At 77.1% G+C, this 13,377-nt stretch carries 10 protein-coding genes and 1 pseudogene; 3 read left to right on the plus strand and 8 right to left on the minus strand.

What is annotated here, in order from left to right; translation table 11 throughout:
- The 6 genes and pseudogenes from ACRYM2_RS13435 to mraZ all read right to left on the minus strand — a co-directional run.
- A pseudogene (locus ACRYM2_RS13435) lies at nucleotides 1-223 on the minus strand (hypothetical protein); the annotation flags it as partial.
- Complete coding sequence (locus tag ACRYM2_RS13440; RefSeq protein WP_432522921.1) at nucleotides 220-1,902, minus strand: UDP-N-acetylmuramoyl-L-alanyl-D-glutamate--2,6-diaminopimelate ligase; 1,683 nt, start codon at nucleotides 1,900-1,902, stop codon at nucleotides 220-222. The pseudogene ACRYM2_RS13435 and the gene ACRYM2_RS13440, both read right to left, overlap by 4 nt.
- 102 nt (nucleotides 1,903-2,004) lie before the next feature.
- Nucleotides 2,005-3,885, minus strand: coding sequence for a peptidoglycan D,D-transpeptidase FtsI family protein (locus tag ACRYM2_RS13445; RefSeq protein ID WP_432522893.1), 1,881 nt, complete (start codon nucleotides 3,883-3,885; stop codon nucleotides 2,005-2,007).
- Between the two features lie 40 nt (nucleotides 3,886-3,925).
- A complete protein-coding gene (ftsL, locus tag ACRYM2_RS13450; RefSeq protein WP_432522894.1) occupies nucleotides 3,926-4,378 on the minus strand; it encodes a cell division protein FtsL in 453 nt (150 codons plus the stop codon).
- Nucleotides 4,378-5,499, minus strand: coding sequence for a 16S rRNA (cytosine(1402)-N(4))-methyltransferase RsmH (gene rsmH, locus ACRYM2_RS13455; RefSeq protein WP_432522922.1), 1,122 nt, complete (start codon nucleotides 5,497-5,499; stop codon nucleotides 4,378-4,380). Before rsmH ends, ftsL begins: the two co-directional genes overlap by 1 nt.
- A gap of 297 nt (nucleotides 5,500-5,796) precedes the next feature.
- Nucleotides 5,797-6,228, minus strand: coding sequence for a division/cell wall cluster transcriptional repressor MraZ (gene mraZ, locus ACRYM2_RS13460; RefSeq protein ID WP_432522895.1), 432 nt, complete (start codon nucleotides 6,226-6,228; stop codon nucleotides 5,797-5,799).
- Between the two features lie 490 nt (nucleotides 6,229-6,718).
- Here mraZ and ACRYM2_RS13465 point away from each other — a divergent pair, with 490 nt between their 5' ends.
- The 3 genes from ACRYM2_RS13465 to ACRYM2_RS13475 are packed head-to-tail and all read left to right on the plus strand — an operon-like array spanning nucleotide 6,719 to nucleotide 11,426.
- Nucleotides 6,719-7,738 carry an AAA family ATPase gene (locus ACRYM2_RS13465; protein WP_432522896.1) on the plus strand — a complete coding sequence of 340 codons (1,020 nt, stop codon included), beginning with the start codon at nucleotides 6,719-6,721 and terminating at the stop codon, nucleotides 7,736-7,738.
- Nucleotides 7,735-9,099 (plus strand): DUF58 domain-containing protein, encoded by a 1,365-nt coding sequence (locus ACRYM2_RS13470; protein WP_432522897.1) that lies wholly within the window; start codon nucleotides 7,735-7,737, stop codon nucleotides 9,097-9,099. Before ACRYM2_RS13465 ends, ACRYM2_RS13470 begins: the two co-directional genes overlap by 4 nt.
- Nucleotides 9,096-11,426, plus strand: coding sequence for a transglutaminase TgpA family protein (locus ACRYM2_RS13475; RefSeq protein ID WP_432522898.1), 2,331 nt, complete (start codon nucleotides 9,096-9,098; stop codon nucleotides 11,424-11,426). Before ACRYM2_RS13470 ends, ACRYM2_RS13475 begins: the two co-directional genes overlap by 4 nt.
- Before the next feature lie 130 nt (nucleotides 11,427-11,556).
- Here the strand turns inward: ACRYM2_RS13475 and ACRYM2_RS13480 are convergent, their stop codons facing one another.
- Together ACRYM2_RS13480 and dinB are read right to left on the minus strand one after the other, a co-directional pair.
- Nucleotides 11,557-11,949 (minus strand): SCO2097 family morphological protein, encoded by a 393-nt coding sequence (locus ACRYM2_RS13480; protein ID WP_432522899.1) that lies wholly within the window; start codon nucleotides 11,947-11,949, stop codon nucleotides 11,557-11,559.
- Between the two features lie 171 nt (nucleotides 11,950-12,120).
- Nucleotides 12,121-13,377: a DNA polymerase IV gene (gene dinB / locus ACRYM2_RS13485; protein ID WP_432522900.1), complete on the minus strand. Its 1,257-nt coding sequence runs from the start codon at nucleotides 13,375-13,377 to the stop codon at nucleotides 12,121-12,123.

Genomic DNA, 13,377 nt, shown 5'->3' on the forward strand with positions numbered 1-13,377 from the left:
CGGCGCCGCGCCCCCGTCCCGGGCGGCGGGGCGGGCTGCGGGGGGGCCGCGGCGGCGGCGCGGCCCCCGCGCCCCCCCCCCCCCCCCCCCCGACGAACAGCGAGCCCGGTGCGGCCAGCCGGGAGTCGACGACCACCGGTCCGTCCACGAGGGTCGACGCGGCTCCGGCGACGAGCCGGCCACCGGCCAGCTCCGCCACCTCCGCCGCGGTCAGCGCGATCACGACCTACCTCCTCGCGCGGCCGGTGCCGCGCTCTCCACCTGTTCCTGCGCGTGTCCCCGGGGGTGTTCCGGGGCGTGGTCCTGCGTGCCCGCCGGGGCGCGGCCGCCGTGCGCGGGTCCCCGCGCCCTGCGGCGCAGCGCCTCGGCCGCCACCAGGCGGTCGTCGAACGGCGTGACGACGCCGGCGACCTCCTGCCCGCCCTCGTGGCCCTTGCCCGCCAGCAGCAGGGTGTCGTCGGCGCCCGCGCACCGCGCGAGGGCCACCTCCACGGCGCTCGCGCGGTCGGCGACCTCGAGCACCTCGGCCCGCCCGCCGCGGGCGCCGGCCAGGACGGCGGCGCGCACCTGCGCCGGCGGCTCCGAGCGCGGGTTGTCGTCGGTGACGACGAGCACGTCGGCCAGCGCCGCCGCGGCCGCGCCCATGAGCGGGCGCTTGCCGCGGTCGCGGTCCCCGCCGGCGCCGACGACCGCGACGAGCCGGCCGGGGGTGGCCGTGCGCAGCGTGCGCAGCACCCGGTCCAGGGCGTCGGGGGTGTGGGCGTAGTCGACGACGACGAGCGGTTCGCCGGGAGCTCCCGTGCCGACCGCCTGCATGCGCCCGGGCACGCCCTCGGCCTGCGCGCTGCCGCGCTCGACGACCTCGGCGGGCACCCCCAGCAGCAGCGCCGCGACCGCCGCCAGCGCCGTGTTGGCGACGTTGAACTCCCCCGGCAGCGGGGAGGTCAGCGCCAGCTCGGCGCCCGGGCCGCTGAGGCGGAAGGTGCTGCGGGCGCGCTCGGGGCGCACCTCGCGCACCACCCAGTCCGGTGCGGGGCTCGCACCGGCGGGCCCGACGGTCACGACGGGGACCTCGGCCCGCTCGGCCATCCGCGCCCCCCAGCCCTCCGGGTCGGCCGGGTCGGTCCAGACCACGCCGCGGCGGGCGTGCGCCGGGGTGAACAGGCGCGCCTTGGCGGCGAAGTACTCGGCCATCGAGCCGTGGAAGTCCAGGTGGTCCTGGCTGAGGTTGGTGAAGACCGCGACGTCGACCACGAGGCCGTCGACGCGGTGCTGGGCCAGGGCGTGGCTGGAGACCTCCAGCGCGACGCCGCGCACGCCCGCGGCCACCATCCGGGCCAGCAGGGCGTGCAGGTCCGGCGCCTCGGGCGTGGTGCGCACGCTGCTCACGCGCTCGCCGGCGATGCGGGTCTCGACGGTGCCCAGCAGCCCCGTCGGCCAGCCGGCGGCGCGCAGCAGCGACTCCACGAGGTACGCCGTCGTCGTCTTGCCGTTGGTGCCGGTGACGCCGACGGTCGTCAGCCGCCGCCCGGGGAGGCCGTGCACCCGCGCGGCCAGGTCGCCGAGCACCGCCCGCGGGTCGTCGACGACCAGCAGCGGGAGCGGCCGGGCGGCCGGGTCGTCGCTGCCGGCGGTGACGAGGTCGCGGCCGGCGGGGTCGGTGAGCACGGCGACGGCACCGGCCGCCGCGGCCTGCGCGACGAAGCGGGCGCCGTGGACGTTCGCGCCGGGCAGCGCGGCGTACAGGTCGCCCGGCTGCACGCGGCGGGAGTCCAGCGTCGCGCCGGTGACGGGCACCGCGGCGGAACCCGCCGGCAGCGTCGGGGCGACGCCGAGCAGGTGCGCGATGTCCACCAGGGTCAGGGGCCCAGCGGCGCTGCCGGCGCCGGGGCCGTCGGTCATCGGCACGGTGGGAGGTTACCCGCCCGGGGGCGGCGTCCCGGCCCGCCGGGTGCGCGTGTTGCCGCCGAGGGGGTTGCCGCCGAGGGGGTTCCCGCCCGCGCGTCAGCCGGCGGAGGTGTCACCGGCCGCACCCCCGGGGACCTCCGCCGCGGCGGACGCGTCCTCGCCCCACGTCAGCGGCAGGTTCGCCGGGGCGGTGGTGGAGGGCGCCACGCCGCGCTGCTGCAGCGCGTAGGTCATGACGTCCTTGAACACCGGCCCGGCCGCCGCACCGCCGTAGTAGTTCGTCTTCGGGTCCTGCAGGATCACGGCGACGACGAGTTCGGGGTCGTCGGCCGGGGCCATCCCGATGAAGGAGGCGGTGTAGCCGGAGTAGCAGCCGCACTCGGAGTCGTAGCGGTTCGCCGTGCCGGTCTTGCCCGCCACGAGGTAGCCGGGGATCTCGGCCGCGGCGGCGGTGCCCTCCTCGCTGACGACCGCCTGCATCATGTCCCGCAACGTCTTCGCCGTCGACGCGCTCACCACGCGGGTGCTCGCGCCGGGCGGGCTGGCGGTGGTGTTGCCGTTCGGGTCCGAGGTGCCCGCGACGAGGGTGGGTTCGACCCGGACCCCGTCGTTGGCGACGGTGGCGAACACCGAGGCCGCCTGCACGGCGTTGACCGACAGGCCCTGCCCGAACATCACCGTGAAGCGCTGGGTCCCCGAGTGGTCCTCGGGGTCGGCCAGGATGCCGCCGGTCTCGCCGGGGAAGTCCAGGGTCGTGCGCTTCCCGAACCCGAAGGCGCGCTGGTAGTCGTACAGCGTCCGCGAGTCCATCTCCTCACCGGCCTGGATGGTGCCGGTGTTGCTCGACTGGGCCATGATCCCGGCGAGGGTGAGCTTCTCGACCGGGTGCTCGTGGGAGTCGTGGAAGGTCTTGTCCGAGCGGCGCAGCTCCCAGGGCACGACGAACTGCGAGGAGGCCGTGGAGGTGCCCTCCTCCAGCGCGGCCGCCAGCGTGACGACCTTCGCCGTGGAGCCCGGCTCGAAGCTCTCGGTGAGCGCGGTGTTGTTGAGCTCCTCGTTGCGCAGGTTCGTGAGGTTCGCCGGGTCGATGCTCGGAGCGCTCGCCATCGCCAGCAGCCGCTGCTGCTTGTCCATGACCACGACCGTCCCGGAGCGCGCCCCGGTCTCGGCGACCTTGGCAGCGATCGCGCTCTCGGCCTTCCACTGCAGGTCGGAGTCGATGGTCAGGTGCAGGGAGGTGCCGTCGACCGGTTCCACGGTCTCCTTGTCCCCCAGCGGGATCTCCTGGCCGCCCAGGCTGCGCTCGTAGCGCATCGACCCGTCGGTGCCGGTGAGCAGCTCGTTCTCGGCGTACTCCAGTCCCGACAGCGGGCGGTCGACGGTCTTGCCGTCCTCCTCCCCGCTCGTGCCCAGGACGCCGACGAGGGTGGAGGCGGCCGCGCCGGCGGGGTAGATGCGCTGGGTGGTGCGCCGCGCGGTGATGCCGCTGACGCCGGCGTCGGCGACCTGCTGCCACACCTCGGGCGTGATGCCCACCGCGACGACGGCGTACTGGTTGTCGCCGGTGAGCTTGGCGGTCAGCGTCGCCTCGTCGATGCCCAGGACGGGCGCCAGCTTCGCCGCCGCGCCGGCCGGCCCCTGCGCGAGGTCGTCGTCGTACTTCGAGCCGTCGGTGCGGGTGTTGAACGTCTTGACGATGGACGGGTCGGCGATGACGTCGCGCCGCTCGACCGAGGTGGCGAGCACGACGCCCCGGTCGTCGAGGATGTCGCCGCGGTGCGCGTACAGCGTCGTGGAGGACGTGCGCTGCTTGAGGGCGCGCTCGGCCAGCACGGCCGCGTCGGCGCCCTGCAGCTGCACCAGCCGGCCCGCCAGCAGGCTGATGCCGAACAGCACGACGATGACGAAGGCGCGCACGCGCCGGTCGGGGCGCGGGTCGCCGGCGGCACCGGCGGGACGGCGGGACGGACGGGGCACGGGCGGACCTCTCGAACCTCGGTGCGGTGCGTCGGGCGCGTCAGCGCCCCGCGGCCGCCCCGTCCGCGGCGGAGGCGCTCGCCGTGGGGGTGGGGGCGGGCGTGGGGGTGCCGACCGCGCCGCCGGCGGTCAGGTGGACGGCGTCGGGCGCGGGGACCATGCCGAGCTCGGCGGCGCGGCGGGCCAGCTGCTCGGGCGAGGACTGCGTGGCCAGCGACTCGGCGGCGGCCTGCTGCTGGTCGGCCAGGCGCTGGGAGGCGACCTGCAGGTCGGTGATCTCGTAGGCGTCGCCGGCGATGGCGATGTTCGTCATGAGCAGGCCGAACAGGCCCAGGGTCAGCAGCAGCACGCAGGCCACCGGCAGCGGCAACCGGAGCCGCCGCACGGCGGGGGGCGTGACGACCTGGAGCTCGGGGCGGGCGGCCGCGGTCTCCGAGCGCGCCTTGAGCTGGCGGACCGGAGCGTTCCGGGCCGCGATCAGGGGCTGGCTCATCACGGCGTCCTTCCGTCGGTCGTGCCGTTCTCGTCCGGCTCGATGCTCGTGGGCGGGGGGTCGGTGCGGGTTCTCCGGCGCGGCTCCTCCGAGGAGCCTGCCCGGTTCCTCCGCGGGTTCTTCCGGTGCGCGTGCGGGCGGTCGCGGGAGGCGTCGGTCCCCGCGCCGTACGAATCCTCCCCGGGCAGCCGGCGGACCGCTCGCAGGCGCGCCGAGGCCGCCCGCGGATTCTCGGCCAGCTCGGCCTCGTCCGCGCCCTCCCCGCCCCGGGTGAGCAGTTCCGCGCGCGGCCCGGCGCCCGCGGGGACGAACGGCAGGTCCGGTGGCGCGGAACTGGTGGACAACTCCCGCAGCACGCGCTTGGCGATGCGGTCCTCGAGCGAGTGGAACGTCAGCACGGCGAGCCGGCCGTCGGGGGCGAGCCGTTCGAACGCCGCCGGCAGGGACCGCTCGACGACGCCGAGCTCGTCGTTCACCTCGATGCGCAGCGCCTGGAAGGTGCGCTTGGCGGGGTTTCCCCCGGTGCGGCGGGTGGCGGCAGGCACGTTGGCGCGCACCAGGTCCACGAGCCGGGCGGAGGTCGTGAAGGGTTCGCGGGCGCGCTCGCGGACGATGGCCGAGGCGATGCGCGGGGCGAAGCGCTCCTCGCCGTACTCGCGCAGGATGCGCACCAGCTCGGACTGGGAGCGGGTGTTCAGCACGTCGGCGGCGGTCGTCGGCGCGCCGGGGTCCATGCGCATGTCGAGCGCGGTGTCGCGCGCGTAGGAGAAACCCCGCTCCGCCTCGTCGAGCTGCAGCGAGGAGACGCCCAGGTCGAAGAACACCGCGTCGACGCGCTCGAGGCCGAGCTCGTCCAGGACGGCGGGCAGGGAGTCTGAGACGGCGTGCACGAACGTGGTGCGGTCGGAGAACTCGTGCAGCCTGCGGGCGGCGAGCTCCAGGGCCTGCGGGTCGCGGTCCACGCCGACCAGGCGCGCCCGCGGGTTGCGCCGCAGCAGTTCGGCGGCGTGGCCGCCCATGCCCAGCGTCGCGTCGACGGCGACGGCACCGGGGTGCTGCAGCGCGGGCGACAGCAGCCGGGTGCAGCGCTCGAGCATCACCGAGGCGTGGCGCGCGGCCACCTGCGCGGCGAGCTCGTCCGGCGTGGCCGCCGCGGGGTCGCCGACGACGGCGAGCACGCTGCGCTCGTCGACCACTCCGCTCCCCTCACCTGCGACCTGCCCGGGCGCTCGCGCGCCCGCTTCCCCGCGGCCCGCCCGTCACCGGCCGGTCCCGCACGGCCGTCGGCCGGGGTCCCCATCCGCCCGCACCCTCGGCCCTGGCGCCGGGGAAGTGGCGTCAGGACCGGTGGCTCCGGGCGGCTGGAGGCCTCGGCCGACGGTCGGTGCCCGGGTCGCGACCTCGACCCGGGAGGAGGATCAGACGATCCCCGGCAGGACCTCCTCGCGCTGGTCGGCGAAGGCCGGCTCCGCCTCGGCCAGGTAGGCGTCCCAGGTCGGCAGGTCCCACAGCTCCACCCGGCTGCCCGCGCCGATCACGGCGACGTCGCGGTCGAGCCCGGCGTAGCTGCGCAGCATGGGCGGCACCGTGATCCGCCCCTGCTTGTCCGGCGTCTCGTCCGAGGCGCCCGACAGGAACACGCGCAGGTAGTCGCGCGCCTCCTTGCGGGTCAGCGGCGCTCGCCGCAGCTCCTCGTGCATCCGCTCGAACTCCTGCATCGGGAAGAGGTAGAGGCAGCGTTCCTGCCCCCGGGTGATCACCAGGCCGTCGAGCAGCTGGTCCCGGAACTTGGCCGGGAGGATCAGCCGCCCCTTGTCGTCGAGGCGGGGGGTGTAGGTGCCCAGGAACACCGCGCACCCCCACACGGGTCCCCGCCCGGTCCCCTGCGGACCAGGTCGCTCCACCGTACTCCACTTTCCTCCACCGTCAACGCGGATCGACCCTCAGTGATCTCCGGCGTGCCGCGTCGTCGCAGGTCAGGACGGTGGAGCGGCGGGGAGGGGCGGCGGGCACCCCTCCCGCGCACCCCGGCCGCCCCCCACCGCGCCCCTCCACCGGCCCCCGCGCCGCGACCGCGCGGCCGGCACCGCTCCCGGCCCCCGGCGGGCCCGCCGGCGTCCCCGCGGGGGCCGGTGGAGGGCCGCACCCCCGCCGGGGGCCGGGAGCGGCCCGCCGCGGGGTCGCGGTGGAGGGCCCGTGGAGGAGGGGGCACCCACCGGGGTGGACGGGCGCAGGAGGCGCTCCGTGGCCCACACTGGACCCGTCGCGCGGACGCCCCGACGGTCGTCCGCGCGGCTGCGGCGCCGGCACCCGCGACGCCCACCGACGAGACGAGGGCACGTGACCACGACGAGCGCACCCCCCGGCAGCCAGCCCCGCGACCCCGCGCCCCTCGACCTGCAGGAGCTGCCTGCCGCGCTGGAGCGGCTGCGCCGCACCGCGGACGCGCTCGCCGCGGCCGTCGAGCGCGTCATCCAGGGCAAGGACGAGACCGTGCGCCTGGCGCTCACGGTCCTCTTCGCCGAGGGGCACCTGCTCGTCGAGGACGTGCCGGGGGTCGGCAAGACCATGCTCGCCAAGACGCTGGCCCGCTCCATCGACGGCACCGTGCGCCGCATCCAGTTCACCCCCGACCTGCTGCCCAGCGACGTCACCGGCTCCAGCGTCTGGAACCAGGAGCGCGGCGAGTTCGAGTTCCGCCCCGGCGCGGTCTTCGCCAACGTCGTCATCGGCGACGAGATCAACCGCGCCTCCCCCAAGACGCAGTCGGCGCTGCTGGAGTGCATGGAGGAGGGGCAGGTCACCGTCGACGGCACGAGCTGGTCGCTGGAGCGCCCCTTCATCGTCTTCGCGACGCAGAACCCCGTGGAGATGGACGGCACCTACCCGCTGCCGGAGGCCCAGCGCGACCGCTTCACCGCCCGCATCTCCATGGGCTACCCGTCCGCCGACGCGGAGCTGACGATGCTCAGCGAGCACGGGGCCACCCGCCCCCTGGACGCGGTGACCCCGGTCGTCGACGCCGAGGAGGTGCGCCGGCTCACGCAGGCCGTGCACGGGGTCCACGCCGCCGAGGCGCTCAAGCAGTACGTCGTCGACCTCGTCCGGCGCACCCGCACGCACCCCGACCTGCGCCTGGGGGCCTCCCCGCGGGCTGCGCTGCACCTGCTGCGCACCGCCCGCGCCCGCGCCGCGCTGGAGGGCCGCGACCACGTGCTGCCCGACGACGTGCAGGCCCTGGCCGTGCCCGTGGTGGCGCACCGCCTCGTGCTCACCGCCGACGCGCTGCTGGCCGGCCGCGACGGCGCGGACGTCGTGACCGACGTGCTGCGCACGACCGCGCTGCCCTCGCCGCGGTGAGCATCCCGCCGACCGCGCCGCCCCCGCGCGGGGCGGCGCGGCTGCGGCCCACGGCGCGCGGCTGGACCTTCGCGGCCGCCGCGCTCGCCGTGCTCGTGGCGGCCCCGCTGCTCGGGCAGGAGGACATCCTGCGCATCGGCGTGCTGCTGGCGGTGCTGTGCCTGGCGGCCGCGTGGACGGCCTCCCGGGCCGTCCGGACCCTCGACCTCGTGTCGAGGTCGACACCGGGGATCGTGGAGGCGGGCGTCCCCGGCACCGTCCGGCTGACCGTGAGCGGTCGAGGCCGGGCGGGTGCGCGGGTGGTCCTGGAGGACCGGGTGCCGCTGGTGCTGGGCGGGACGGTGCGCCTGGCCGTCCCCCACCTGCACGAGGGCGAGACCCTCGACCTCGAGCACAGCGTGCGCTCGGACGTGCGCGGCTCCTTCACCGTCGGCCCGGCCGTGCTCGTGGCCCGCGACGTGTTCGGGCTGGTGACCGCGCAGCGCCCCGTCGGCGGGACCGCCCTGGTCGACGTGCTGCCGCGGGTGCACCCGCTGCGCGACCTCGTCCTCGGCGACGTCGGCGGCTCGCGGGGGTCCTCGACCGGCGCCGCGGCCACCGGCTCCCCCGACGACGTCTCCATCCGCGAGTACCGCGTCGGCGACGACCTGCGCCGGGTGCACTGGCGCTCCACGGCGCGGCGCGGCGCGGTGATGGTCCGCTCCGACGAGCACCCCGGCCGTCCCGACGTCGTCGTGCTCCTGGACGACCGGGCGCCCGCCCACGCGGGCCGCGGGGCGGCGTCGTCGCTGGAGTGGGCGGTCACGGCGGCGGCCTCCGCCGCCGTGCACCTGCACCGGCGCGGCCACCGCGTGCGGCTCCTGCACAGCGGCACCTTCGACCCGCCCCGCGAGCTGGACGACCCGTCGGCGGCGCGGGGACTGCTGAGGGCCCTGGCGCGGTTGCAACCGGGTGCGGAGGACGGGCTGGCCCGTTCCACCGCCGTGCTCGGGCGCGGGGACTCCACGCTGCTGGTGGTCGTGCTGGGCCGGGTCGACGAGGCCGACGTGGCACCGCTGCTGAGTGCGCGCCCCGCCGGGGTGCCGGCGCTGGCGGTCCTGCAGCGCACCGCCTCCTGGGGCGGCCAGGCGGCCGGCTCCGCCGCGCAGGAGCAGGGGCTGGAGCGGGCGCGGCTGGTGCTGGCCCGCGCCGGCTGGCGCACGACCGTGGCCGCGGCCGGCGACGACGTGGGCGAGGTGTGGGGGCGGCTGGCCCGGGCCGGTGGCGGGCGCGCCGGTGCGGCGGGCCGCGGCGCACCGGGCGCAGGAGCGCGCGCGGGAGAGCGCGCAGGAGAGCAGGAGACGACGGAGGTGGTCCCGTGACCCGCAGTGCCCGCACCGCCCTGTGGGCGGGTGCCGCCTCCGCGGCGGCGGTCCTGGCGATGCGCCCGCTGGTGGTCTCCTCCGGCTGGCTCGTCGGCGCCCTGGGGGCGGTCTGCGCCGTGACGGGCGCCGGGCTGCTGGTGCGCGCGCTCACCCACCGGCGCGGTCTGGCCGTGCTGGTGCAGGCGCTCGTCCTGCTGGGCGTCGTGCTCGCGCTCTTCGGCGGCAGCACCACCGTGCTGGGGGTCCTGCCGTCGGGCTCGACGCCCGAGCGCCTGGCCCAGCTCTTCGACGACGGCGTGCAGGTCGTGCGCCGCTACAGCGTGCCCGCCGTGGACCTGCGCGGTCTGCGCCTGCTGCTGGTCGCCGGCTCGGGGCTGCTCGCGCTGGCCGTGGACCTGTTCGCCGTGACGCTGCGCCGGCCGGCCCTGGCGGGTCTGCCGCTGCTGGGGGTGCTGGCGGTGCCGCTGGCCCTGGCCCCCGGCGGCTCCGGCGCGGTGACGTTCGCACTCGTCGCCGTCCCCTACCTCGTGCTGCTGGCCGGCACCTCCCGCCGCGGCTGGGTGCGCTCGCCGGCGCGCGAGGACCGGGCCGCGCTGCGCCGCGGCGGCCGCAGCCGCTCCAGCGCCGCCGCCACCGCCGGCGGCACCGCGGCGGTGGCGATCGCGGTGGCGCTGGCCGTTCCGGCCGCCGTCCCCGCCCTGGACGAGCGGTCGCTGACCATCGACACCGGCCCCGGCGACACCATCGCCGTCATCAACCCGATCCTCAACCTCAAGGCGAGCCTCGGGGCGCGCTCGGACTCCACGATCATCACGTACCAGACCGACCAGGAGGACCCGGCGCCGCTGCGGATCGTCACGGCCGACGTCTTCGACGGGGAGACGTGGGCACCGAGCACGGGTGCCGACATCCCGCGCAGCCAGCGGGTCCAGGACGGGCTGCCCCAGGCCCCCGGGCTCGGCGACGCGGTCCGCGACCAGTCGCAGCCGCGCACCACGACGATCTCGGTGCGCGGCCTGGACCAGACCTACCTGCCGCTGCCGTACCCGGCGCTGCGCGTGGAGATCGGCGGCGAGTGGCTCTACGAGTCCGACAGCCTCAACGTCGTCGGCGACGGCGAGACCACCCGGGGCCGGCAGTACGCGGTGACCCACCTGCAGGTGGACCCCACCGAGCAGGAGCTGCGCTCGGCGCCCGAGGCCCCCGGCGAGGTCCGCTCCCGCTACACCGAGCTGCCCGACGCCCTGCCGCAGGTCGTGGGCGAGACGGCGGCCGAGGTCACCGCGGACGCCGGCAGCGACTACGAGAAGGCCGCGGCGCTGCAGCGCTACTTCCGCTCCACCGGCGGGTTCACCTACTCCACGACCGCCCCCAACGACGGCGGCGCGGACGCGGTCGCCGCCTTCCTGGAGCAGAAGTCGGGCTTCTGCGTGCAGTTCGCCTCCGCCATGGCGGTGATGTCGCGCTCGCTGGGCATCCCCGCCCGGGTGGCGATCGGGTTCCTGCCCGGCGACGAGGGCACCGACGGCCGGTGGCGGATCAGCGCCCAGGACGCCCACGCCTGGCCCGAGCTGTACTTCGAGGGCATCGGCTGGGTCCGCTTCGAGCCGACCCCGGCCACCCGCACCGGTCAGTCGCCCTCGTACTCGGTGCCCAGCACGCCGCTGAACACCCCGGCGCCCTCGAGCAGCGCCGCTCCCTCCGCGGTCGGCCCGTCGGCCGCGGCACCCACGTCGACGGCCGCGGCGACGCCCTCCTCCGAGACCGACCCCCGCTACGCCGAGACGGTCACCGGCTGGGACCGCTTCCTGGCCCTGCCCTGGGGCTGGATCCTCGGCGCTCTGCTGCTGGTCGTCGCCGCGCTCACCCCGTGGGTGTCGGCGGCGCTGCTCAGCCGGCGCCGCTGGGCACGGGTGCACGACGCCGCCTCCTCCGCGGAGGCGGCGTGGGCGGAGCTGGAGGACCGGGTGCACGACCTCGGTGTGCGCTGGGCACCGTCGGCGACCCCCCGGCAGCGGGCGGCGAGCCTGCTCGGGTACGCCGAGCTGCCCCCGGCGGCGGCGGCGGAGCTGCAGCGGGTGCGCGCGGCCGTCGAGAGCGCCCGCTTCGGCGCGGGGACCGCGCCGCTCGCCCCGGCGGCGGCGCCGGCCGGGGGCGTCGTGCTCGCGCAGCGCACCGGGCAGGCCGGGCGGCTGGTGCGCGCCCAGGTGGACGTCGTCGTCGACGCGCTGGCCGCCACGCGGCCGCGCTGGTCGCGGTGGCGGGCCCGGCTGCTGCCGATGGCCGGCGTGCGCCGCGGGCTGGACTGGTGGGACCGGGACTGACCGGACGCCGTCGCACCCCGGTCCCGCCCGGCGCGGGCCGGGGTGCAGACGCGACGAGGCGCTGCGGACACCCGCAGCGCCTCGTCCCGTCGTCGGTGGGCCCGCCGCCCTCAGAGCGGCGGGCGGCCGTTCACCACTGACCGCGTCGGCGGTCCCACCGCTGCTCGAGCCGTTCCATGAAGGTCCCGCCCCGCCGCGGCTTGCCCGGCCGTGGCCGGCGCGTGGCGCCCGCGGGAGGCTGACCGGCGGGCGCACCCGTCCCCCGAGCCGGCGAGAAGGCCCAGATCGTGCCGGCGAGCATGACGATGAAGCCGCCCGCCCCCAGCCAGATCTGGCTCGTGCTCGCTCCGATGATGAGGAGCACGAGACCCACCACGACGGCGGCGATGCCGACGAGGAGGCGCCGCTTGGCGGCGCGTCCGTGGCGGGAACCTCGCATGGCGTTGGCGAACTTGGGATCGTCCGCGGACAGCGCACGTTCCATCTGCTCGAGCAGACGCTGCTCATGTTCCGAGAGCGGCACCTGTACCTCCTGGCGTGCGCACGTTGTAGCCCAAGGATATGTCCGTGGAGCGGTGGACGAAACTCGACTTACCACATCGTCCCCCACCGACCGCAGTCCTGCGGTGCGAACGGGGTGTCGCACCCTGCTCCTGAGCGAACGCCGGGCCCGGCCTGCTGGTTCCGCCGCAGGTCAGCGGCCGGTCCGGGGCCCCGGCTCCGGTCGGCGCCCCGGCAGCAGCGTGGCCGGTCTCACACTGCCGGCGCCGAAGCGGGCGCCGGCCCGGTCCACCGCGCCGTCCGCCTCGCGCCACCCCCGCTCCCGCTCGCCCAGCGCCAGCTGGTGGGGCTGGCCCGCGGCGTCGGCCAGCCCTTCCAGGCGGACCCCGACCAGGCGCACCCGCGCCCGCTGCAGCCCCAGACCGTCGAAGAGGTCGCGGGCGGTGGCGTGGACGAGGCGGGTCACGTCGGTGCGCTCGCGCAGGGTCCGCGAGCGGGTGATCGTCGTGAAGTCCGCGAAGCGGACCTTCAGCACCACGGTGCGCCCCGCCAGCCCGGCCGCCCGGGCCCGCGCCGCCGTCCGCTCGGCCAGCCGCAGCAGCTCCCGGTGGACCACCCGCGGGTCGTCGACGTCGCGGGCGAACGTCTCCTCCGCGCCGATGCTGCGCTCGGGGGCGGCGGCGACGACGGGACGCTCGTCGCGCCCCCACGCCAGGGCGTGCAGGTGCCGGCCGGTGGCCTCCCCCAGGGCGCGCACCAGCGTGGTGAGCGGGGTGTGCGCGATGTCGGCGACGGTGCGCAGCCCCAGCCGGGCCAGCGACTCCTCGGTGCGCTCCCCCACGCCCCGCAGGGCCGCGACGGGCAGGGCGTGCAGGAACGCCACCGTCTGCGCGTGCGGCACGACGAGCAGGCCGTCCGGCTTGGCCGCGCCCGAGGCGAGCTTGGCCACGGACTTCGTCGAGGCCACCCCCACCGAGCAGGTGATCCCCTGCTCGTCGGCGATGCGGTCGCGCAGCACCCGGCCGATGCGTGCCGGGCTGCCGAGGCGGCGGACCGCTCCCGCGACGTCGAGGAAGGCCTCGTCCAGGCTGAGCGGCTCGACGAGGGGGGTGACCGAGCGGAACACCTCCATCACCCCGGCGGAGGTGCGGGCGTAGTCCTCCGGGTGCGGCGGGAGCACCGTGGCCGCCGGGCACAGCCGGCGGGCGCGGCTCATCGGCATGGCGGCGTGCACGCCGTACCGGCGCGCCTCGTAGGTGGCCGACAGCACCACCCCCCGCGTGCCGCCGCCGACGATGACGGGCGTGCCCACCAGGTCGGGGCGGCGCAGCAGCTCCACCGAGGCGTAGAAGGCGTCCATGTCCACGTGCAGGACGGTGCACCCGCCGTCGTCGCCGTCCGGCCCCCACCGGCCGGGACCCCCCGGTCGGGGCACCTGCCGCCGGCTCAC

It is taken from the genome of Kineococcus aridisoli, from assembly GCF_050871885.1.
In the GTDB taxonomy this organism is placed as follows: Bacteria; Actinomycetota; Actinomycetes; order Actinomycetales; family Kineococcaceae; genus Kineococcus.

Bases quoted from the DNA above. Each gene is read 5' to 3' on its own strand.
- ftsL (WP_432522894.1), bottom strand. From the start codon at position 4,378: ATGAGCCAGCCCCTGATCGCGGCCCGGAACGCTCCGGTCCGCCAGCTC.
- ACRYM2_RS13440 (WP_432522921.1), bottom strand. From the start codon at position 1,902: ATGACCGACGGCCCCGGCGCCGGCAGCGCCGCTGGGCCCCTGACCCTG.